The sequence below is a fragment of the Alkalinema sp. FACHB-956 genome, from assembly GCF_014697025.1.
GTDB lineage: Bacteria > Cyanobacteriota > Cyanobacteriia > Leptolyngbyales > Leptolyngbyaceae > Alkalinema.
This window is the reverse complement of record NZ_JACJRC010000001.1, coordinates 713356-738410: the sequence shown is the minus strand read 5'-3', so window position 1 is coordinate 738410 and position 25055 is coordinate 713356. Positions and strand designations below refer to the sequence as shown.

Here is a 25055-nt window from a genome sequence, read left to right as displayed (position 1 = left end):
GAGGAAAATCATTCAGCATGCAGGGCAGGGCTATTTATTTGATTGCTATTCACTTAATAGGCAGTCAATCTGGGCAGTCAATTTCACTGACCTAAACCATTTTCCCTCGTCAATTTTACTTGTCAATTTCACTGTTCAATTGCATTGCTCCATTTCTTAATTTAGTGGTCAGCCCCCTTGCTTTCGACGCTGAGGCAGTTTCGAAGCACTGAAATCAAATCAAGAGTTTACCAGTCATTTATTAGGATGAGCCATGGTGACTTACTATTGAAACTGTTGTGACTGAGCTGTTGTTGCCGACTCTGACAATCGATCTACTACTGAAGTATTACCTTAACTTAAGTATCACCTTAAATGGGGTTCAACTTCTCTTAAATTGGGTGCATTCCTTTACAACTTTTAAATCAGGGCGTTTATACCATTTTAATTGGGTGATCTTCGATGAATTTTCCAACGCATTCGTTGGGTAAATGGTGGCTCTGTGGTTTTGGCCTTTTGATCAGCCTCTTGATAGGGAATTGGGAGTTACCCAGTCATACTGCTGAAGTACCCATTACTATCAACAACACTGCCACTGCTAACTTTCGCACAACGCTGAATGGCCCTAGTCCTGTAGGCGTTAATTCCAACCCAACTCAAGTTCCTGCGATCGTCTCCATCATCAACCGTCCTGCTTTAGAAATTATTAAAGCAGGCGATCGAGTTGCGGCAGAACCGGGCGATACCGTCATTTATCGCTTGTTGATTCGCAACACGGGCTCCGCCAATGCCAATGACATCACAATCACCGATACGTTACCCCAAGGGTTACAATTTTTGCCCAATACCGTGCGGGCAGGCATCAGTAATACTAACGGCCCCCTCACGCCGTTGGAGAATGTCACTACAACCGTTAACGGTCGGGTAGTCACCTTTCGCTATCCTGGAACACTCGTTCCTCAGCAACAAACACTATCGCTGGTCTATGGTGCCTTGGTCACCCCCGATGCCATACGCGGCAATGGTCGCAACCTGGCTGTTTCGGAAGGCACCGATCCCCTAGGCCGCTATGTCAGCAATACGGCCAGTCACCAGCTCCAGATTCGGCGCGGGATTCTGTCGGATTGCGGCACGATCGTTGGTCGGGTCTTTGTGGATAAGAACTTTGACGGGCAGCAACAGCCGGGAGAACCGGGCGTGCCCAATGCGGTTCTGTTCATGGAAGACGGTAATCGCGTCACCACCGATAGCAATGGTTTATTCTCGCTCAGCCAAGTTCTGGCGGGCACCCACGTCGGCACGCTGGATCTAACCAGTTTGCCCGGTTATACGATCGCCCCCAATCTCTACCGCATCGAAAACAACAGCACCTCCCGCATGGTCAACCTGGCTCCCGGTGGCCTCGCACGGATGAATTTTGCGGTCACACCCACCTTTGGGGAGGGACGATAATGAAGGCTTCTACCGTTTTGATCAGCCTCCTAGGCACCTTCGCACTTAGCTTCGCCAGCAAACCTGCCGTCGGTCAAACCCAAGCCACCGATCGACCCCTGGGCTCTCAATCGGAAGCGACGACGGCTTCACCTGTCTCCCTGGAGGAAGCACAGGCAAATTGGGGCAGTTCCAACCCCGCCGCTCTGCTGGCCCCCATCAGCGACGATACAGCACAGCCCACAACAGAATCGATCGCAACGGAACCGATCGCAACGGAACCGATCGCAGCCGGAGCAACGCTAGCCCAAAGCCCTCCACTGGATCCACCCATAGCCGTACCCAGCAGCTCGCCAACGGCACCGGCGATTCCCACCGTCCTGCCCCCCAGTCAGATCGAACTGAAGCCCAGCAGTGATTCGCGGATTCCCGCCGATGGCCGATCGCGGGTTAGCTTAACAGGTCGCATTCTGGATGCCAATGGCACCCCCATCAGCCAAGATGCCTTGGTGACGCTGACCACCACCGCCGGGAAGTTCATCGGAGCTGATTACGACACGGATTTGGCCGGATTTCAAGTTATGGCCCGCAATGGCGAGTTCAGTGTGGACTTGCAGGCCAATCTCATCCCCCAAAGGGTGAGGATCCGTGCAGGGCTCGATCGAGTGATCCAACCCCAGCAGAACGCTAAAATTCCGGCAGCAAAATTTTCCCTACCGCCGTCCACACCTGTGGAAGTCTACACGTCGGTGGAGTTCATCACCAACCTGCGGCCTGCCCTTGTCTCCGGAACCCTGAATCTGCGGATCGGGGCAGCGGGAACAAACTACTACGGCAGCTTTCGGGATTTTCTGCGGGATGATTTGACCGGAACCGCCGTGGAAGCCAACGCTGCGGTCTTCGCGATCGGCACTGTAGGCGATTGGCTTTTTACCGGAGCCTACAACAGTCAACGCAACCTCAACGAAACCTGTTCAGGCACCACCAGCTTATTCCGAGCCGATCAGTTTTGCGATCAGGTCTATCCTGTCTATGGTGATAGCTCTACGGTTGATTTCCTAACACCGTCGATCGACAGTGTGTTCCTCAAGTTTGAACGCACTTCTCCGGTGCCGGATGCAGGTTCGGACTACTTCATGTGGGGAGATTACAAAACCGACGAGTTTTCCCGTCCCTCTCAACTGTTCACCGCCACGCAACGATCGCTGCACGGCTTTAAGGGTAACTACAACTTGGGCAACCTGCAAGCCACACTGATGTATGGCAATAACTTGCAGGGGTTCCAGCGGGATACGATCGCGCCGAACGGCACCAGCGGCTACTATTTCCTATCGCGACGCTTAGTTCTAGCCGGGAGTGAAAACGTTTTCATTGAAACCGAGGAGTTAAACCGTCCCGGCACTGTTGTTAAACGGCTAAATTTATCCCGCAATCGCGATTACGAAATTGATTACGATCGCGGCGCATTAATCTTCCGCAAACCGGTTCTACAAACGGAGGCGGATCTATTTGGCCAAACGTTGGTGCGGCGGATTGTCGTGACCTATCAGTACGATGGGGGAGATAATGACACCAAGCTCTACGCCGGTCGATTGCAATACAATCTCGCCCGAGAACTGGGTCAGGAAAGCTGGTTAGCCACATCCTACCTGCGGGAAGATCTGGGGGGACAGGACTTTGAACTCTACGGAGCCGATGCCCAAATTTCCCTCGGTAAATCCAGTCGCATTGTGGCGGAGTTTGCCCGATCGAATAACAATTCGCCCTTTGGCTATGTCAGCGGTAGCGCCTATCGCGTGGAAGCGATCGCGCAGTTTTCGCCCGATATCGCCGCCCGCGCCTACTACAAATCCGTAGACGAAGGCTTTGCCAACAATGCCACCTTTAGCTTTGCGCCGGGACAAACCCGCTACGGGGCCGAGTTCGCCGCCAAAGTGAGCGACTCGACGCAGTTCCAAGCGCGGGTCGATCGGGAAATTAACTACGGCATCGCCACCCAGGTACGCACAGTCTTTGAGTCGCTGTTTGAACCGGGAGTGCAAGCGCCTCCCGGTAGTCCGGTGGATAATTCCCTGACGACAATTAGTGCGGGCGTGTCCCAAAAGTTTGGCACGGCCTCCCTCAGCCTGGATTGGGTCAATCGCACCCGCGACGATCGCATCGCCAATCGCCTGACGGAGGATAGCAACCAACTGGTCTCCCGGTTTACCTACCCGATCACCGATACCTTGCTATTCCGAGTCCAGAACGAACTGAGCCTCGGTGGGCAGCGCGATCCCCTCTATCCCGATCGCACCACCGTGGGCCTCGATTGGAAAGCTTTCCCCGGCGTCACGCTGCGGGTGGCCCAGCAGTTCCTCTCCGGCGGAGACTTTGCCCGCAATTCCCTGACGACCTTTGAAACGCTGGTCGATCAAAAACTCAGCGAAGATACGACCCTAACCGGACGCTATTCCGTGTTGAATGGGATTAACGGTTGGTCGAGCCAAGGGGCGATCGGCTTGCAGCACCAGTTCAAGCTCTCGCCGGGACTGCGGATGAATCTGGCCTATGAGCGGATTTTCGGCGACATCTTCACCTATACAGGCACCGGGCAACAGTACGCCCAGCCCTACGCCGTCGGGCAGAATGCGGCGTCCCTGGGCGTCACCTCTGGGGATAGCTACAGCATTGGCTTTGAATATACTGACAATCCCAATTTCAAGGCCAGCGCCCGCTTTGAAAAGCGCAACTCCAGCGAAGGCAACAATATGGTGATTTCCGCTGCCGCCGTTGGCAAGGTGTCACCCGCCCTGACTGTGCTGGGACGGTTCCAGCAGGCCAATTACGCCAACCAAACGATCGTGGGCCTGGGGGATACGAAAAATCTCAAACTGGGACTGGCCTATCGCGATCCCAACGACGATCGCTTTAATGCTCTACTGCGCTATGAATATCGCGAAAATCCCGACATCAGCCCCAGTACGTTGCTGTTTGGCGTGGGGTCGGGATCGAAGGTGCACCTGGGAGCGGTGGAATTAATCTACGCCCCCAGTTTCCGCTGGGAGTTCTACAGCAAATTCGCCCTGCGATCGACCACCTCCTACCTAGCGCGGGATCTGGTTGGCAAAAATACGACCACGCTGACGCAATTCCGGGCAGGCTACAAACTGGGCTACAACTGGGATCTGGTCGGCGAAGTACGCTGGATTCACCAAACCCAAACCAGTAGCGATGAGTTGGGCTTCCTCCTGGAAGCGGGGTATTACATCACCCCCAATCTGCGGGTAGCTGCTGGCTACAGCTTTGGACGCACCGATGATGTTGATTTTGATGGCTCGCGATCGCGGGGTGGGCCGTATGTTGCCCTGTCCGTGAAGTTGAACGATCTGTTTGGCTTCGGTCGCCAACGCATCGCGCCCAAGCAACAGCAGGAATCCGTGGTGACCCAACAGCCGAATGCAGCCTTCAACGTTTCGGAGGCTTCCTTCAGTCCGTCGTCGATCGTGCCGTTATCGCCACCGCTATCCCAATCACTGTCCCAATCACTATCCCAATCACTGTCTCAATCACTATCCCAGGCATCACCGGGACAATCCATTATTCCATTGTCCCAATCGATTCAAACCCAACCCAAATCTCTGGCTATCCAGCACTTTAGTGGGTTGACTCGCATGGAAAAACTGCTGGCGGAGGGTGCACGATGAAGGTTCAATTTCTAGGGTTACTAAGTTTGTTCGGGGTATTCGGCCACCTGATGCCCCTGGGAGTGCTGACTAATGCAGCCAGGGCTAACCCGATCGACGCGGCGGTGTTAACGGTCAATAGTGCAGACGACACGATCGCGCCGGATGATCGCTTGACCCTGCGGGAGGCCATCAGCGTTGCCAACGGCGATCTGGCTCCGGAGAAACTCAGTCCAGCGGAACGGCAACTGATTACGCTCCCCACAAGTCCCTCCGGGCAACCGCCACTGGTGACGATCGGGTTCCAGCTTCCTTCGGGACAAACCGTGATCCAATTACAGCAAGCCCTGCCGGAGATTAAGCGGTCTTTGACGATCGACGGCACCACCCAAGCGGGCTACGCAGGCGATCGGGTGATCCTGGCCCAAAATGCCAACCTACGCCAACCGATCGTTGAACTGACCCCAGCTGCCGGAGTCGAGATTCTGCGCGGGCTGACGATCACCAGCGATAATGTCACCATTCGCGGTTTGAGTCTCTACGGCTTTACCGCCAGCCACGGGGAAACTGCCAGTACGCCGCCAGCGGATATTTTTATCGCCCACCTTGCGCCCCCGCCGGATATTCGCCAGCAGCAACCCCCTGCCAACAATGCACCCTTTTACGATCGGGATATTCCGCCGAAAAATATCCTGATTGAAAACAACTGGCTGGGGATTCGACATGACCAATCCATGCCCGATCGCACCTCGGCCTTTGGCGTGTCTGTGTTCAACAGTACGGGAACCACGATTCGCAATAACTGGATTGCTAACCATGACGGCAGTGCCATTATTACCGGAGTCAAAGCAGAAAATACATTAATTACGCAGAATGTGATTACTGGCAATGGCATTGCGGGAATGCCCGATGCTATTCGCTTGGAAGGTAAGGTCGATCGTACGGACATCACTGGCAACCACATTTGTGGTAACGATGGTAGCGGCATTTATTTATTCAAACCCGACGGATCAATCAACATTTACGAAAATTCGATCGTGTACAACGGTCGTCGGTTACGTCGTGCTGCGGTTTACCTAATGGGCAATCGGCATCACGTGACTCAAAACACGATTCAGCATCAAACCGCTGCGGGGGTTGTTGTCGCTGCCGCCCCTGCGAGTGTGGGTAATTTGATCGAGCGCAATCAGTTCAGTGATCTGGAAGGGCTGAGCATTGATCTCAACACCCAACACAATACCGATGTCTCCGATTATCAACGGGGCGATGGATTAAATCCCGATCGTAACAGTCCCAATCGTCGCCGCGATACGGGTAATGCAGCGATTAATGCCCCGCAATTTGATCAACGGCAAATTCCAATGCAAGGCGATGCCGTTGTCCTATCCGGTACTGCCGATGAGGGGTCTACCGTTGAAATTTATCAAGTCAAAGACAAACCCACAGACGCCGGGGCGCTAGGAACCTTGCTGTTAACCATTAGCGAAATCAAAAATGGTAAGTTCTACGCCACCGTTAAAAGTGGGTTGAAAAATGGCGATCGCATTAGCGCGATCTCCCACCACCCGCAATACGGCACCTCGGAACCGGCGATTAACGCGACGATCGGCCAAGCGATTCCCGATACCCCTACTCCGGCGACCCCACCCGTTTGCGTTTCGCCCCCAGACCCTCCCAAGCCCCCCGTACAGCCACCGCCTGTACAGCCACCGGAGCCGATTCGCTTAAAGGTTCCCAGAAATATTCACTTTGCGCTGGATCAATCTTTCATCAGCGATCGCAGCGCCCAAGTCCTCGATAAAGTGGTAGCAGTGCTCAAAGCCAATCCCACAATCATCATCGACCTCCATGGCCACACCGATCCCCGCGCCAGTGATGCCTACAATATTGAACTGGGCAAACGCCGTGCCTTGTCTGTTCGGAATTATTTGCTCCGTAAGGGCATCGACCCCAGCCGCATGACCATTCGCACCTTTGGGGAACGGCAACGCCTCTCCGACGGTTCCCGGAAACTCGATTACGCCCGCGATCGGCGAACGGAAATTATCTACAAAGATATTCGCGACATTGAAGTCATCGTGCAGGAAGACGACCTGCAAATCGAACCGTGAGGATGGAACTGTGAGAAACCATAAGTCTGTGCAACACCCTGTGCCACGCCTGACTCAGCCACGCCTGACTCAGCCACGCCTGACTCAGCCACGCATCACCCGGTTATTCGCCCTGGTACCCTTCGTCTGTGGCCTAGTGCTCCTCCCGCGATCGGCCCAGGCCCAAACCCTCCTATTCCAGGAAACCTTTACGGGCAGCACCTTAACCAATCCAGGGCTCTATCGCATTGTTGGCAGTAATAATACCAATACAGTCGATGGCGTCATCAAAGGCCCCAGCGTTTGTCTCACGGGGAACAACAATCCCTCTGATCCGTTCTTACCGGGCTGTGCCGCCGGACTGGATGGACTCCCCCCCAGTGGCGTGGATGCTCTCAGTAGTGGTGCTCTGCGGCTCACCTCGAACCGCGTTGGCTTTATTGATCAAGGCCCTCCCCCTCGGAACTTCAACACGCAGGGAGAACGGGGATCGATCATTCTCAACCAGGCATTCCCTACCAGTAACGGACTGCGCATTGAATTTGATTTCTTTATTTACAACGGACGTAGTAATGGCGCGCCCCCTGGAGCCGATGGCCTCAGTTTCTTCTTACTGGATGGGAATGTGACCAACCCGACCCCAGGGGCCTTTGGTGGATCCCTCGGCTATGCTCAGGAAACCCTTGCTGGCGGCAGCTCCAGTGATACCCCTGGAGTAGCGGGGGGCTATATTGGCATTGGGTTTGATGAGTTTGGCAATTTCTCCAATGGAACCCAAGGCCGGGTGGGTGGAATTGGCCAATCTCCCGACTCCGTGGTACTGCGGGGAGCAGGCAATGGCTTGGGGGGCTATGCTTACCTTGAAGGCAGAAATTTGGGCCCCAGTATTGACGATGCAGCCACGGTGAACACCAATACTCCACGATCGGCGGTCACCCCCCGGCGAGTTCGCATTACCCTGACGCCCGACAGCATTCTGACCGTCGAAATTGACTTTACGGGCACTGGAACCGCCTATCAAACCGTCGTCAATCAATTAGATCTCAAAGCTGTACCCGGTCAGCCGCCGGTGCCCGCTTCGCTCAAAGTTGGGTTTGCAGCTTCAACGGGCTTTTCCACCGCCATCCATGAACTGCGTAACTTAGCGATTAGTGATCTCACCACCCCGCCACCGCCACCACCCCCACCACCCCCACCCGACGGTCAAGTCGTGCAGCGTTTACGTCTGGTGAAACGAATCACTGCCGTGATTCGCAATGGAGTGCGCACAGAATTTAACCAATTCGTGAATGATCCCAGCACGGAAGACGACACGGCCTTAGGGTGGAATCAACTGTCCACAGGGGCTCCGATCGGCCTGCTCAATGTTAATCCTATTGATGCGTTGCGATCGGGGGACGACATTGAGTACACCATCTACTACCTCGCCGACGGCAATCAACCGATTTTTAACGTGAACCTCTGCGACCAAATTCCAGAAGGCACCACCTATATTCCAGGCAGTAGCCTCCTCAGCCAAAACAATAGCGCCCCCACCGCAGCAGGATCCTTTTTAAGTCCCCTGCAACCCTTACCCAGCGGGAACGCTTGCACCAATCCCAGCAATCCCAACGGCTCACTGGTCTATGGCTTGAATACCATTTCCAGTAATCCGGGGGCTAATTTTGGCTTTACGCGGTTCCGCAGCCGTATTAGAAGTCAGGTTTAGCCTCTGTAGGTGAGGTTCTTTTAAGCCACCTTCGCTCGCTTAAGTCGCTTTGTCTTAAGCCAGTTTTGCCAGCAATCCTAAGCAATCCTGAGATCGGATCTTCCATAGCAACAAATCCTATGAGTATGATCAACAGGCATTGTTTGCAGGCGTTCTGGTCGTGGCTTACCGTTACCTTTTATTTCACAAACCCTACAACGTTCTCAGTCAGTTCAGCGACAATAGTTCGCCGGAGCAACGCCGATCGACCCTGAAGGATTACATTCCCGTGGAAAATGTCTATCCCGTCGGGCGATTGGATCACGACAGCGAAGGATTGATGTTGCTGACCGATCATGGTGCACTGCAACATCAGCTCAGCCATCCCAAGTTCCACCATCCCCGCACCTATTGGGTACAGGTCGAAAACATTCCGACTCCGACCGCGATCGACCAATTGCGTAAGGGCGGCTTAGTCATCCAAAACTATCGCACCCGGCCTACCCAAGTCCGGCTTTTGGAGGAGGAGCCCCCCTTCCCCGATCGCGATCCGCCGATTCGCTACCGCAAATCGATCCCCACCGCTTGGATCGAAATCACCCTCACCGAAGGCCATAATCGCCAAGTTCGCCGCATGACCGCTGCCGTCGGATTTCCCACTCTGCGCTTAGTGCGCGTTGCGATCGGCCACCTGCAACTCCAAGGACTCGCCCCTGGCGAATGGCGCAATGTCACCTCCGAAGAACTACGATCGCTCCTCCATTGGATGAACCAAACCCAGCCTCGTCCCCGTCTCCGTACACCGCGATCTCATTGTTAACAACCGCTTAAGATTGCGCAATTTCCCAGGTTAGATCCCTAGAGCCGTCGGGCATATTGGAAAGTAATTAGTCGGCCAGTGAGTGTTCAACCAGATCTGGGATAGAGGCGTCGGTATGCAAACCATTATCAAGGCAAAAACATTATCCGGGTATCGTCTCGTCGAATGTTTATACCAAGGTAGCCGCACTGAAGTGCATCGCGCCATTCAAGAACTCGATAACCAGCCGACCATTATCAAGTTTCTCCGCGCGGACTATCCCACTTTTAACGAACTCCTGCAATTTCGCAATCAATATACGATCGCGAAAAATTTAGACAGTGCGGGCATTATTCATCCCCAGGATCTCATCTCCCACGGCAATAGCTACGCCATGGTCATGGAAGACATTGGCGCTATTTCGTTGCGGGACTATCTCGAATCCCACACCTTAAGTCTGCACCAGGGACTCGAAATTGCCATCCAACTCAGCGACATTCTCCACGATCTCAGTCAAAACCAAGTTATTCACAAGGATATCAAACCTGCCAATATCCTCATCCAGCCCACCACCCACCAGATCAAGCTGATTGACTTCAGCATTGCATCACTTTTATCCAAGGAAAATCAAGAAGCAACCACACCCAGCGGATTGGAAGGCACCCTTGCCTACCTCTCCCCCGAGCAAACGGGACGCATGAACCGGGGAATCGACTATCGCAGCGACTTTTATTCCTTGGGCATCACTCTGTTTGAACTGCTTTCGGGGCAACTTCCCTTCCAGTCCAATGACCCCATGGAGTTAATCCATTGCCACATTGCCAAGCACCCCCCTCGGCTGGATCAAGTGACTGGGGACGGCAAAACCAGCCCGATTCCTTCAGTTGTTGCGGATATTGTTGCCAAATTGATGGCTAAAAATGCCGAAGATCGCTACCAGAGCGCCCTGGGGCTGAAGTATGACTTGGAAATTTGTCTCCATCAACTCCAGGATAGTGGAGCCATTGCGCCCTTTGAACTAGCCAGTCGCGATCGCAGCGATCGTTTCACCATTCCCGAAAAACTCTACGGTCGCCAAGAGGAAGTACAAACGTTATTAGCCGCCTTCGATCGCGTGGCCCAAGGCGGAGCAGAAGTCATGCTGGTCGCCGGATTTTCTGGCATTGGCAAAACGGCGGTCGTACATGAAGTGCATAAACCGATCGTTCGACAACGGGGCTATTTCATTAAAGGCAAATTTGACCAATTCAACCGTAACATCCCCTTTTCTGCCTTCGTGCAAGCCTTTCGGAATCTCGTTGGCCAGATTCTCAGCGAAAGCGATGGTCAACTGGAAGCGTGGAAACAGAAAATTCTGACCGCGATCGGTGACAGCGGCCAGGTGATTATTGAAGTCATCCCCGAACTGGAGCTTCTAATTGGCCCACAGCCCCCTGTTCCTAGCCTGTCCGGCAATGCCGCCCAAAGTCGCTTCAACGGGTTATTTCAAAAATTTATTCAGGTCTTCACCACACCAGAACACCCGCTCGTCATCTTTCTAGACGATCTGCAATGGGCGGATTTAGCCTCGCTTCAGCTGCTCCAACTGCTGATGGAGAATACCCAGTATCTCCTGTTAATAGGCGCTTATCGAGATAATGAAGTCTCTCCGGTGCATCCTCTCATCCTAACGGTGACTGAGCTGGAAAAATCCGAGGTGAGTACGCAGACCCTTACGCTTCAACCCTTAAGTCAGCCGCATATTCTTCAACTGATCACCGATGCTTTAGCCGGGGTGGGAGCAACCCCCAACGCCCAGCTGGCTGAACTGAGTCGATCGCTGACAGAATTGGTTTACCGCAAAACGAAGGGCAATCCCTTTTTCACCACCCAATTGCTGCAAGCTTTATACGAAGAGGGGGGATTCCAGTTCAATGCCGCAACTGGCGAATGGCGATCGGATCTCTATCAAATTAAATCCCAGGTACTCACCGACAACATTGTTGAGTTTATGGCGCAGCAATTACAAAAACTGCCCCAAGACACTCAAACCATGTTGAAGCTAGCCGCCTGCATCGGCGCGCAGTTTGATCTCCATACTCTAGCGATCGTCTCCCAACAGTCAGAAGTCGAAGTAGCGACTGCCCTGTGGAAGGCCCTGCAAGAACGCCTAATTTTGCCCGTCAACGAAACCTACAAATTTTTCCAAGGCGACAGTAGCGTAACTGCCACGCTAGATTCCATCAAAGTCCCCTATCGCTTTCTCCACGATCGGGTGCAACAGGCCGCCTACTATCTGATTCAGGCCGATGAAAAATTAGCGACCCACTTACAGATTGGTCAACTTCTGCTGCAAGACTGTACTCCAGACGATCTCCACAGCAATAAAGTGTTTGCAATTGTCAATCACTTGAACTGTGCGATCCAATTGATTGGGAATCCACAGGAGCGGCAACAACTGGCCCAACTGAACCTAGCCGCAGGACAACAAGCCAAACGCTCGACAGCCTATGCCGCTGCTGCCGATTATTTCCAGCGGGCGATCGAATTGTTCACGCCTAAACTCTGGCAGCAGGATTATGCCTGTGCTTTATCCCTCTATACCGAGGCCACTGAAGCCTATTATCTGAAGGGCGATTTTGCCCCCATGGATCGATGGCTGGCGGAAATCGATCGCCATGCAAAAACCGATCTCGATCGGGTTCAGGCACAGGAAATTCACATTGAAGCGCTTGTAGCCCAAGGAAAATTGTTGGAATCCGTGCAACTGGGCCTGCAAGTCTTAGAACAATTTGGCATTCAGTTTCCCAAAAACCCCACCTTTGAAGACTATACAAACGCCCTAGCCGAAGCCCGCCAAACCCTAGGCGATCGCCAGCCCGCTGACCTCATTCATTTACCCCTGGCAACGGATGAACGCGCGATCGCCATCACCCGCATCCTCGCGAAACTGGCCGCCCCCACTTACCTATCCGCCCCCGCCCTGTATCCCCTCTTACCTTACTGTGGATTGGTGATTAGCCTCCAATTTGGTGTGTGCCCCGCATCCACTTACCTCATTTCATGCTACGGGTTACTCCACTGCGCCATGTTAGATGAATATGATGCGGGACAGGCCTTTGGGCAACTGGCGGTCGATATTTGCAACAAGTTGGGCGATCGTGAATTTCGGCCACGCGCCTTCTTAATGAACGGGTTATTCATCACCCATTGGAAAGAACACATCCGCAATACCTTACCTCAACTCCAAGCAGGCTATACCTATGGCTTAGAAGGGGGAGATTCTGCTTACACCGCCTATGCGGCCTATACCTACTGCTTCCATGCCTACGCCCTAGGGCAGCCGCTTCCCAACCTGATTTTAGAAATTGAACAGTATGAACAGGTCTTAGAACGACTCAATCAAGGAGCCATCCTGGGGTATCAAAAGATCTACCATCAAATAGTGCTCAACCTCATTACCCCGGCAGCCGATCCTTGCCGCATCCTCGGTACGATTTATAACGAAGATGAGATGCTAGCTCAACACCAAGCTGCTAGCGATTACGTTGCTCTGGCACATTTGTTGATTAATAAACTGATCCTCAACATTTGGTTTGAACGGTGGGACGACGCGATCGCCAGTTCAGACTTCGCTGAGCAGTATCTCGGCGGGGCGGCGGCGTTAATCATGATGCCCCTCTACTATTTCTATGATTCCTTGGCGAGACTCGCTTATCTTCAGTGGCAAACCGATCACGAACCTTCCAAGCAACGGTTAGAACAAAACCTACAAAAATTAAAGACTTGGGCACACCATGCCCCCATGAATTACCAACATAAATTAGATCTCGTCCAGGCGGAATACTGTCGAGTCTTCGATCGGCAGGTCGAGGCCATTGACCTGTACGATCGCGCGATCGTCGGGGCCAGAACCCATGGCTATATTCAGGAAGAAGCCTTTGCCAATGAACTAGCGGCCAAGTTTTACCTGGGTTGGGGCAAGGAAAAAATTGCCCAAACTTATCTGCAAGATGCCTACTATGGCTATGCCCGGTGGGGGTGTACTGCCAAAATTTATGACTTGGAGAAACGCTATCCTCAACTGTTGAAGTCCATTCTGCAAAATCAACCCCTTGACACCATTACCCGACGATCGACCACAGCCCAACAGACCTCTACCCTCGTCACCCAAAGCAATCCCACCGTTATTTCGAATCATACCTCCCTCTCCGCAGCCCTCGATTTAACCGCGATTCTGAAAGCCTCCCAATCCCTGTCGCGGGAAATTCATTGGGACACTTTGCTGCAAGCACTGATGACCTTAGTGTTACAGAATTCAGGGGCTAAAAAAGGAGCACTGATTCTCCCTCGGGACAATCAATGGACGATCGAGGCCATGACCTCCGTCTGTCCTAGCACGGGAGATTACCAAACGATCCTCGCTGAAACCCTTCTGGAAGAGAGTGCCGATCTCCCGATTGCGATCGTGCAAACTGTGAAGCACACGCTAAGACCAATCGTGCTCGATGATGCCACGAAAACCGACTCAGGGATTGTCGATCGCTATCTCCAAACCCAGGAACCCAAAAGTGTACTCTGCACTCCGATTTTGAATCAAGGGAAACTGATTGCACTGTTGTATTTAGAAAATCGCATCACCGCCGGAGCCTTTACCCGCGATCGCTTGGAAGTTCTACAACTGCTCACATCCCAAGCCGCCATCTCCCTAGAAAATGCACGCCTGTACAACAACCTAGAACAAAAGGTTCAGCAACGAACCCAAGAACTCCACGAGAAAAACCAACAGCTATCACACACTCTCACAGAACTGCGCCAGACCCAGGCCCAACTGATCCAATCAGAAAAAATGTCCAGTTTAGGCCAATTAGTCGCTGGCATTGCCCATGAAATCAACAATCCCATCAGCTTTATCTACAGCAATTTAGATCATGCTGATAGCTACTATCAAACTCTCATGGAAACCTTGGAGTGCTACGGAGAAACCTATCCCAACCCCAATGACGAACTGGAATCCTACTTAGAAGATATCGAATTTATCCGCAAAGATTTCCCCTCGCTGCTGAAGTCGATGAAGGTGGGCGCTACCCGGATTCGGGAAATTGTTCTAGAACTGCGTAACTTTGCCCGTCTCGACGAAGCGGAAGTGAAGCCGATCGATATTCATGAAGGCATTGAAAGCACCTTGTCTATCATGCACCATCGCTACTCCGCAAGGGCCGATCGACCAGCCGTGCAAATTGTCAAACATTACAGCCAGCTACCGTCTATTACCTGTCACGCGAAACAAATTAATCAGGTCATTATGAACGTTTTAATGAACGGTCTGGATGCCCTAGATGCAGTGCCACCCCATCACTGGAATGAACATCAGCAACCCACGATTACGATTCGTTCCGAATTACGTCATTCAGACAGTCATGACGATTCCACATCACAACAGGGTATTGTGATTCGGATTGCTGATAACGGAATTGGAATTCCTGAAAACATTAAACATCAGATATTTGATCCCTTCTTTACCACCAAAGCCATTGGGCAAGGGACAGGATTAGGACTATCCGTTAGCTATGCGATCGTTGCGAAGCAGGGAGGATCGATCGAAGTCGTTTCTGAACCCAATCAAGGAACTGAAGTGATTATTTTCTTGCCACTGTAGTCATTTGTAGTCATTATTCATTACGGCTCTCTCCGCGATCGATCTTGCTCAGGTGAATCCCATCCGAATGCTGGCAATGAATGATGAAATGCAGCATGATTGAGTTGGGCAGTGCAGCTTCAGTTGCATCATTGGCGTGCATTTACTAAAAATGAATGGGGTACTCTAACAATGATTCAACTGCGCGCAATCAACGATAGGGTTACTCGAAATGCTGGAACTCGCAGGCTACAAATTCCTAGAAACGCTGTATGAAGGAAGCCGGACAGTTATCCATCGTTGCCTACGAATTGCCGACCAACAGACCGTCGTCATCAAATTCCTGCGCCATGAATATCCTTCATTTAATGAATTAGTTCAATTTCGGAATCAGTACAGCATTGCCCAGGAATTAAATGCCCCTGGCATCATCCACACCTACAGCCTCGAAGCTTACAAAAATGCCTACGGTTTGGTAATGGAAGATTTTGGAGGTGTGTCACTGACGCAATGGCTCCAGGAGAGCCAGCCCTGCTTGGTGGCCTTATTACCAGTGGCGATCTGGCTCTGTGATACCTTACAAGTTCTCTACCAAAATCGCATCATTCACAAAGATATCAAACCTGCAAATATTCTGATTCACCCTGACACGCAACAAGTTAAACTGATCGACTTTTCCATTTCCTCCCGATTGCCCCGCGAAACCCAGGAGATCCTCAATCCCAACATCCTCGAGGGCACCCTTGCCTACCTGTCGCCAGAGCAAACCGGACGGATGAACCGGGGCATTGATTACCGTAGTGATTTTTATTCCTTTGGAATCACGTTATACGAAATACTGACGGGGCAGCCACCGTTCCCAACGGATGACCCGATGGAATTAATCCACTGTCATTTGGCCAGCCAGCCAACACCAGTCCATACTGTCAATCCAGCAATTCCCGAGGCATTGTCTAACGTAGTCAGCAAACTGATGGCAAAAAATGCCGAAGACCGCTATCAGAGCCCCTTGGGTATCAAACATGATTTAGCCACCTGTTTACATCAATTAAAAGAAACTGGCACGATCGCAGTTTTTCCCCTGGGTACCCAAGATGTGAGCGATCGCTTCACCATTCCCGAAAAACTCTACGGTCGCCAAGAGGAAGTGAAAACGTTATTAGCCGCCTTTGAACGAGTTGCCCAAGGCGCAACAGAATTGGTGCTAGTCGCCGGATTTTCTGGCATTGGCAAAACAGCGGTCGTGAATGAAGTCCATAAACCGATGGCACAGGGGGCCCGCAGCACGACCGTCAAACAGCAGGGCTACTTCATTAAAGGCAAATTCGACCAGTTCAATCGCAATATTCCCTTCTCTGCCTTTGTCCAAGCCTTCCGCGACTTAGTGGCCCAACTGTTGAGTGAAAGTGATACCCAACTGCACACCTGGAAAACCCGGATTTTAGACGCCCTCGGCGACAATGCCCAAGTGATTGTTGACTTAATTCCGGAACTCGATCGCATTCTTGGCCCCCAACCCCCCGCCCCGGAACTCTCCGGTACTGCGGCGCAAAATCGCTTTAATTTACTCTTCCAACGCTTCATTCAGGTCTTTACGACCGCAGAGCATCCCCTAGTCGTTTTCATCGATGACTTGCAGTGGGCGGATTCAGCATCGCTCAACTTAATGCAGGTGTTGATGGCGGAGGCCAAGACGGGCTATCTCCTGATCCTGGGAGCCTATCGGGATAATGAAGTCTTTGCAGCCCATCCCTTGATGTTGACACTGGAGAGCATCGCCAAGGTGGGAACCCCCATCGAGACCATCACCCTCCAACCGCTCAATGACCAGAGCTTAAATCAATTGGTGGCAGAGACGTTACATGCAGCGGCATCCGTTGCTCAACCGCTAACGGAACTAGTGATGCAGAAAACCCAGGGCAATCCTTTCTTTGCTACGCAGTTTCTCAGGGTGTTACATCAGGATCAATTAATTACCTTCGATCGGGCATCGGGCCATTGGCAGTGCGAGATTGGACAAGTTCGAGATGCAGCTTTGACCGATGATGTGGTTGAGTTAATGGCAAGGCAGTTGCAAAAATTGCCAGAATCGACGCAGAATGTCCTTAAATTCGCTGCTTGTATTGGGGCCCAGTTTGATTTAGAGACGCTGGCGATCGTGGCTGAACAATCCCAAACGGATGTGGCCAACACTCTGTGGCAAGCCCTCCAAGAAGGGTTGATTATACCGACCACGCAAGTTTATCAGTTTTTCCAGTCAGTCGATCGTGAGAAATTCGATCAGCAAACTCCCCAAACTACTGTGAATCCGGCTTATCGCTTCCTGCACGATCGAGTGCAGCAAGCTGCCTATTCACTCATTGCCACCGATCAAAAACAGATCACACATCTCAAGATGGGGCAGACACTTCTCTGGGAGGCTTCCCCCCAGGAACGGGAAGAACGACTATTTACCATTGTCAATCACCTCAACCTTGGCAGCACATTCATTACATCGCCTCAAGAACGAGAAACCTTAGCTGACTTAAACCTAGCAGCAGGACGCAAAGCAAAAACTGCCACTGCCTATCAAGCCGCGATCGCGTATTTTGAGCACGGCATCCAGCTTTTGCCTACAGATAGCTGGCAGACCCACTATGACCTCAGCTTGGCACTTCACGAAGAAATTACTGAGGCCAATTATCTCACCTCTAATTTTGTAGAACTGGAACGCTGGGCTACTTTGGTTTGTCAACAAGCAAAAACCTTGCTAGATACCATTAAAGTACAGCAACATCGAATTCTTGGAGCCAGTGTACAGGGTCGGCTCTTAGAATCGTTACAAATAGGCTTGGAATTGCTACGAACCCTAGGACTAGAATTTCCAGCCCAGCCCACTCCAGCCGATATTGGACAAGCCCTCAGCGCAACGAGAGCACTATGGGCAGAGAGAGAGATTCACGATTTTCTAGAATTACCTTCGCTGACCGATCCTCATTTACTCGCACAACTACAAGTAATCAGTGGATTATCTGCCAGTGCTTATGTTGTAGCCCCAACTTTAATGCCATTACTGATTTGTAAGCAGCTTGAAATCTCACTTCAGTTTGGTAATTGCCCCATCTCTGTTTTTACTTATAGCGACTATGGTGTAATTCTCTGTGGCGTAGTGGGTGATATTGAAAACGGCTATGCCTTTGGAGAATTAGCGCTAGCTTTACGCGATCGCTTACATCTGAAGAATTCCTACAGTCGTAGTGGATTTATCAATTACTATTTTATTAAACATTGGAAAGATGCTTTATCTACCGTAGTTCCTGCATTGGAACGAGCTTATCAAGACGGAATCGAAACAGGGGATTTAGAAGCCGCAAACCTCAATGCGGGTACCTATTGTGCCTATGCTTATTTCCAAGGTCATGTACTTTCAGACTTACTCCCGAAAATGGAAGCCTATCGGCAAGTCACCCTAAAGCATGAACATCTACATTCCCTGCTGTTAGAAATAACTTACCAACAAGCTACGTTGAACTTACTGGGCCACAACCAGCACCCAGCAATTTTAAGTGGAGAACTCTTTGATGCAGAGACTCATTTACCAGCACTGAAAGTGAATAGTAATTTCACTGGATTGTTCCACTGGTATGTCAATCAAGCAATCCTGTATTATCTTTTTAACGAGTATCAGCAAGCTGCACGCATTTCTCAAGAGGCGAGGGAATACCTTCACGGGGGAACTGCAACATTTACCGTAGTTCTCTACGTTTGGTTTGATGCCCTCATTCAACTTCGCTGCTATCCCAATGCAGGTTCCGAGGAGCAACCGACTATTTTGCAGCAAGTCCAACAACAACAGGATCAGTTGCGGCATTGGGCAACCTTCGCACCCACCAATCACCACCATCGCGGGGAACTGGTTGCGGCAGAATATTATCGAGTCTTAGGTGATATAAGGGAAGCGATCGATTATTACGATCGCGCGATCGCGAGCGCCAAAGAGAATGGCTTTATTCAAGATGAAGCCCTAGCCAATGAACTTGCCGCTCAATTCTATTTGGATTGGGGCAAAGACAAAGTCGCCGCAGGCTACATTCAGGAAGCCTACTACTGCTATACCCGCTGGGGTGCCCAAGCCAAAGTGGCTGACCTAGAGAGCCGCTACCCCCACCTGCTACATCCCATTTTGCAGCAGGCAGATCCCTCAGCGGGCTTATTCAATACCCTGCTGACCCTCTCCCCAGCCACCGTCACCGTACATTCTAACCATCGCACCAGTTCCAGCAGTGCTAGCATCAACTACCCTTTGGACTTTGCGGCCATCCTCAAAGCCTCGCAAGCTCTCTCTAGCACGATTCAATTAGACGAACTACTCCATCAACTCAGCCAAATTATTCTGCAAAACTCGGGGGCCGATCGCTGTGCTTTGCTCCTGCCGAACGACACTGGAGACTGGCAAGTGCGGGCGATCGCAACCGTCAATCAAACGCAGCTTTGTACTGAAGATCTAACGGATCATCCCCTGCTTCCCGTCAAACTGATTCAGTACGTCAAAAACACCCAGGAACTAGTTGTAATTGACGATCTAGAGACCGATTTACCCGTCATTGGCGACTATCTCAGACAACACCAACCCAAAAGTGTGCTGGGTTTACCCATGTTCAATCAAGGCCATTTCATTGGGATTCTCTTCCTAGAAAATCAATCCACCAGTGGGGCCTTTCCCCCCGATCGTGTTCTGGTGTTGAATTTTCTCTGCACGCAAGCTGCCATTTCCCTGGAAAACGCCAGACTCTACCAACAAGCCCAACACTACGCCCAACAATTGGAACAGACTCAATTACAAATTGTGCAAAGTGAGAAAATGGCATCCCTCGGTAACTTAGTCGCTGGGGTCGCCCATGAAATCAACAACCCGATCGGATTTCTGAGCGGCAGTATTACCAATGAAAAGGACTATCTCAAAGATCTACTGGCGCATTTAGATCTGTATCAAGCGCATTATCCCCATCCCCATCCAGCGATTCAAGGGCACGCTGAAGACATCGATTTAGACTTTCTCCGTCAAGACTTTGTAAAACTCATCAATTCCATGCACGGAGCCACCGATCGCATTAAATCGATCAGCACCAGCCTGCGAACCTTCTCGCGGGCAGACATGGAGCATACCGTTAGCGCTAATCTGCATGAAGGGATTGATAGTACAATCCTTATTCTTAAATATCGTCTGAAAGCCAATGAACATCGCCCCGAAATCGAAGTCCTGCAAAACTATGGAGACCTTCCTGAGATTCAATGCTTCCCAGGTCAACTGAATCAAGTATTTATGAACATTCTCGCTAATGCAATCGACATGTTTGATGAAATGGCACAGGAAACAACCTATGACAATCTAATCGCCAATCCGCAACAAATCACCATTCAAACCGCAATCAAAGGAGGCAATATCGTTGAAATTCAGATGCGGGATAATGGCAAAGGCATGGGCGAGGCTGTAAAAGCTAAAATCTTTGACCATTTATTTACAACCAAAGGTGTGGGCAAAGGAACCGGCTTAGGCTTAGCGATCGCGCGGCAAATCGTTGAAGAAACGCATGGTGGAGATTTGGCGGTACAGTCAACCCTAGGCCAAGGAACAACCTTTACCATTACCCTACCTATCAAAGCGAAAAATTAAGAATTCAAACACTACCAAAAACAACCATTTGTCCCGCACTCAAGAACGTATTGATGTGATCAATACGTTCATTTCAGCTTGGCAATTTTTCAATCAAAACGTTACTCATCCTCCTCACAGAGGGTACTCTAGCGGCAAGCCCAGCGGTCAAACCCTGCATCATCAACCTGCATCTATTCTCAACATTGTCCCCCCTTCATTCATCAACCTGATCAGTTCTAGACAGAGTAAGAAAGCTAGCTGATGCCTCTTCCGATTCCCCTCACTCCGTTTGATCCCACAACGTTTTGTCCGATCGATTTTAACCATGCACCCATTCCTACAAAAGTTACGGGATGTCCCCAGACGCCTTTCTTTACGTCTGAAGTTTATTGCAGTCATCGGTTTATGCCTAGTTGTTTCCGTAGCGGTAGGAACTTGGTATTTAGAAGGTATTCAATCCAACACTTTTGAACAGGAAGCTCGGAGCCGCAGCGAAATTGTCTTAAATTTTGGCGAGGCGAATCGCAAGTTTGTTAGTAAAGATCTCCGTCCTGCCATTGAGGCATACACGAGTGATTTTGTGTTGGAGGCAATGTCAGCGACATTTTCAACTCGCAGAATTTTTGAATATTTTAACGAACTCCTTCCGGAATATCTTTATCGGCAACCAACCCTTAATCCCCTTAATCCAACGGATCAAGCCGATGATTTTGAAACCCAAATTATCCAGAATTTTCAGAACGATCGCAGTCTCAAGGAAACAACGGGCTATCGGACATTGAACCATCAAGAAGCTTTTTACATTGCTAAACCGATTCAAGTCGAATCCAGTTGTCTCAAATGCCACTGGAGCCCAGACACCGCACCCGCCAAACTCGTAGAAAAATATGGACGGAATCAGGGTTACGGCTGGAAAGTAGGCGATATCATTAGCACGCTGATGATTTATGTGCCAACCCAGGATTTGCGGGCCAATCAAGCGGCCTTAACCCACACCGTATTAACCACATTTGCCGCCCTTGCCATTGTTTTAATTGGGTTGATCTATATCTTTTTCGATCGCTTGGTCAACCGCCGCTTACAAAGTATGATTCGCGTGATGGGACAGGTCGCTGCCACGCCCAACTCAACCACCCGACTCCACGATCGCTCCCAGGATGAACTGGGACTGCTGGCCCAAAGTTTTAATCGCATGGCCCATTCCTTAGAGGGAGCCTACACCGACCTAGAGGAAAAAGTAAATGAACGCACTGAAACGCTGGCCCAAACCCTCACGCAATTACAGCAAGCCCATGTTCAAATGGTTCAGGCAGAAAAAATGTCGAGTCTCGGTCAGTTGGTCGCGGGGATTGCCCATGAAATTAATAACCCTTTGAGCTTTATCCAAGGCAATATTAAACATGTTCGCACCTATACCCAGGATCTCTTAGCCCTCACCACACTCTATCAGAACCACTATCCCAAACCAGACCCAACCATTACTGAAACCATTGAGACGATCGAACTCGACTTCATCAGCCAAGATTTACCTGATCTCTTAGTTTCCATGCAAACTGGCACCGAACGCATCCAACAGATTGTGCGATCGCTCCGAACCTTCGCCCGTCTGGATGAATCGGAATTGAAAACGGTTGATCTCCATGAGGGCATTGACAGCACGCTGTTGATTCTCCAAAGTCGCCTTCACCCCAATCCCCATTGTCCACCCATTACGATCGTCAAAGATTATGGGGAATTGCCGTTGGTGGAATGCTATGCCGGACAACTCAACCAAGTCTTTATCAGCATCATCAGCAATGCCATTGATGCACTGGAAGAAAGCGTCCATCCAGGATCCATGACAGCCAACCCATCCTTCCAGCCAACCATTCAGATTTGCACTCGCACAGGGGATCGCGATCAAGTCATGATTCAAATTACTGATAACGGCCCAGGGATCTCGGAAGACATCCAGAAGCGTCTATTTGATCCCTTTTTCACGACAAAATCGATCGGAAAAGGAACTGGCATGGGACTCTCCATCAGCTATCAAATTGTGACCCAAACCCACCAAGGGCAATTAGACTGCATTTCGTCGATCGGATCTGGCACAACTTTTAGGATCACCATTCCAAGGCACCAAGCTCTTTAGTCACTTTGCAACGCTAGTTGGGAGATAGGTCAGCCTGCCCCTAGGGCTCATCATCCCTCGGCACTGACAGGGGAGGCGCATCGGGTTGGAGAACCCATTGAACCGCTAAGCCAATACCTACGGATAATCCAAACGTCGCAAAACAGATCAAACCTAAAATGAGATACATCCGACGGCGATCGACCGGCTGTTGGACAGCAATTGGATCACCAGGCTCTGTGGCTTTCTTGGGCAGTGTACTTTGCAGCAAATAGTTAAGATTATGCTGCGTCACCGCTAAGGCTAACGGATCGGGTAACGTCTTACGCAACTGGGCCGATCTCGATAAAGCATCATAGGCCGTTGGAATGGCCTCTTCACACAAGGCCCGCGTCCCCAATTGGTGCCAAGCCCAAGCCTCCGCCGATCGATCCTCCAACTGCTGGGCCGCTTGGAGCGCAAATTGTAAAACCTGCCGCCAGCAATCCCATCGAGCGGCTAATACCAGCGTATGATCCAGCGATCGGGCCAGCCGCAAAACCTCGGACCACAAGCCTTCACCCACCGCCCACTTCAAGCTATAGAGCAGCAAAGGTAACTCCTGCCCGATCCCATCCACATCCTGCTGGTGAGCTTCGGCCCAAGGTAGCACATGGTCTAAGACCCGTTTCATCCAAGGCTGAGCCTTAAAGTTCCGCCCTAGAACTTCCGCTACCCCCGCAGACGCAGCATAACGATCGCCCCATCTCACCACCAAATCACGATCGAGTAATGATTGCAGCATGGGCTCCGGATTGAGGGGCCCAGTGATCTTGGCGATCTGCTCTGCCGCTAAACTGACGCTAGGGCCTAACGCTAGCAAGACTGCCAAGATCCAGCGCTCCGGGGTTCCTAAAGGAGCCAGCACATGTTCCAATAAACTGAACTTTGGATCCGATTGTTTGAGAAATTGCTGAATCACCGAGAGGTTAGGCCCAGCGGTGATCAGGCGGCGCACCATTTTGAGCAGTACCTGAGATGATCCAAAATGGTGTTCAATTTCGGCCCTTACTTGCTGCTCTATCCCTTGCTCATAACTTGGCGAGCCCTTCCCATGGCTGTCAGAGGCAACCAGATCCCCAGGGGTCATCGTCCTCCAGCCGATCGTAGAAAATGCCGATTGCCCCTCGCCTAAGTCCGTCACCCCAGCAACGATCGTACAAGCGGGTAGATGAGATTGCATCGATCGCAAGTCTTCTGGAGTCCAAAAAGATGCTTCTAGAAAAATCAGGCATTCTAGAGACCCTAGCACTTCCTGCAATTGCCTTGGGCGAAGGCGGGTCGTGGGACAGGAGTAGGCAACCAGCGTGACCAACTCCTGCAAACAATCGGCAACAGTCATCGATTGACTGATGTAAATCAAGCCATCCGGGTGTGAGGTTGTAATACTGGGATGATGGGCCAGGTTTCTTAAGAAGGCTGAAAGTTGATCCCAATCGGTTAGACTCAGAACCACCGACTGGCGCTGCACAATCGTATGAATCACTTCATCGACCCATTGCCGATTGCTCAGGGATAAATTCAGTCCACCGAGGGAAGAGGGGGGAGGTAGCGAAAAATAGGGCAATCTCCGGCGGGCGATCGTCGCCGGTTTGTCCAAAACAGTGACCAACGCACCATGGGCTGCTCCAACTAGGACTTTGCTTCCTCCCACAGTAAGACTGCCGATGATACTAGGGTGAAGTTGTTGTTCTATTTCCGAGGCCATGTCAAGCAAAATCTTCATTCCCTAAGTTACATAGGTTGGTCTAGCCATCCTGCCCCGCCCGACTTGATCCAGTCATCTCCTGATCGGATGTCAAAAATTACCTAGACTAAAGTTCATCAGAGGACAAGCCCTCAGGGGTAGATTCTGTGTTTCACTTGGATACTACCACTCTCAAATCACCATCACCAGCTAGGGAAGACCCCCGACCCTGTGGTGAATCAATACAACCCATTCACGACCCATGATTGTCACGGAACCGCACCAGTTAGACTAAGACGACACCCACAATAACACC

9 protein-coding genes are annotated in these 25055 nt (G+C 51.1%); 8 read left to right on the top strand and 1 reads right to left on the bottom strand.

What is annotated here, in order from left to right:
* Positions 1-441: 441 nt before the first annotated feature.
* The 8 genes from H6G21_RS02910 to H6G21_RS02875 all read left to right on the top strand — a co-directional run bounded on the left by H6G21_RS02910 (position 442) and on the right by H6G21_RS02875 (position 23034).
* Positions 442-1431, top strand: a complete 990-nt coding sequence (locus H6G21_RS02910; protein WP_190570239.1) for a DUF11 domain-containing protein — start codon at positions 442-444, stop codon at positions 1429-1431.
* On the top strand, positions 1431-5096 hold the full coding sequence (locus H6G21_RS02905) for an Ig-like domain-containing protein (RefSeq protein WP_190570237.1): 3666 nt from the start codon (positions 1431-1433) through the stop codon (positions 5094-5096). The genes H6G21_RS02910 and H6G21_RS02905 overlap by 1 nt, the downstream gene beginning before the upstream one ends.
* Entirely contained in the window at positions 5093-7186 is a 2094-nt protein-coding gene (locus H6G21_RS02900) for an OmpA family protein (RefSeq protein WP_190570235.1), read from the top strand. The genes H6G21_RS02905 and H6G21_RS02900 overlap by 4 nt, the downstream gene beginning before the upstream one ends.
* 40 nt (positions 7187-7226) lie before the next feature.
* Positions 7227-8873 carry a hypothetical protein gene (locus H6G21_RS02895; RefSeq protein ID WP_190570234.1) on the top strand — a complete coding sequence of 549 codons (1647 nt, stop codon included), beginning with the start codon at positions 7227-7229 and terminating at the stop codon, positions 8871-8873.
* A 160-nt stretch (positions 8874-9033) separates the two neighbouring features.
* Positions 9034-9672, top strand: a complete 639-nt coding sequence (locus tag H6G21_RS02890) for a pseudouridine synthase (protein ID WP_190570232.1) — start codon at positions 9034-9036, stop codon at positions 9670-9672.
* 115 nt (positions 9673-9787) lie between these two features.
* Entirely contained in the window at positions 9788-15289 is a 5502-nt protein-coding gene (locus H6G21_RS02885; RefSeq protein ID WP_190570229.1) for an ATP-binding sensor histidine kinase, read from the top strand.
* 211 nt (positions 15290-15500) lie between these two features.
* A complete protein-coding gene (locus H6G21_RS02880; protein WP_190570227.1) occupies positions 15501-20921 on the top strand; it encodes an ATP-binding sensor histidine kinase in 5421 nt (1806 codons plus the stop codon).
* Between the two features lie 307 nt (positions 20922-21228).
* A complete protein-coding gene (locus H6G21_RS02875) occupies positions 21229-23034 on the top strand; it encodes a DUF3365 domain-containing protein (protein WP_190570225.1) in 1806 nt (601 codons plus the stop codon).
* Positions 23035-23074: 40 nt separating this feature from the next.
* Here H6G21_RS02875 and H6G21_RS02870 read toward each other — a convergent pair whose 3' ends face one another.
* Positions 23075-24778, bottom strand: coding sequence for a hypothetical protein (locus H6G21_RS02870; protein ID WP_190570223.1), 1704 nt, complete (start codon positions 24776-24778; stop codon positions 23075-23077).
* Between the last annotated feature and the right edge of the window lie 277 nt (positions 24779-25055).

What these genes read in the sequence shown, in the direction of transcription:
- H6G21_RS02885 (WP_190570229.1), top strand. Translation starts at nt 9,788, where the DNA reads ATGCAAACCATTATCAAGGCAAAAACATTATCCGGGTATCGTCTCGTC.
- H6G21_RS02900 (WP_190570235.1), top strand. Translation starts at nt 5,093, where the DNA reads ATGAAGGTTCAATTTCTAGGGTTACTAAGTTTGTTCGGGGTATTCGGC.
- H6G21_RS02880 (WP_190570227.1), top strand. Translation starts at nt 15,501, where the DNA reads ATGCTGGAACTCGCAGGCTACAAATTCCTAGAAACGCTGTATGAAGGA.
- H6G21_RS02910 (WP_190570239.1), top strand. Translation starts at nt 442, where the DNA reads ATGAATTTTCCAACGCATTCGTTGGGTAAATGGTGGCTCTGTGGTTTT.
- H6G21_RS02870 (WP_190570223.1), bottom strand. Translation starts at nt 24,778, where the DNA reads ATGAAGATTTTGCTTGACATGGCCTCGGAAATAGAACAACAACTTCAC.
- H6G21_RS02875 (WP_190570225.1), top strand. Translation starts at nt 21,229, where the DNA reads ATGCACCCATTCCTACAAAAGTTACGGGATGTCCCCAGACGCCTTTCT.
- H6G21_RS02905 (WP_190570237.1), top strand. Translation starts at nt 1,431, where the DNA reads ATGAAGGCTTCTACCGTTTTGATCAGCCTCCTAGGCACCTTCGCACTT.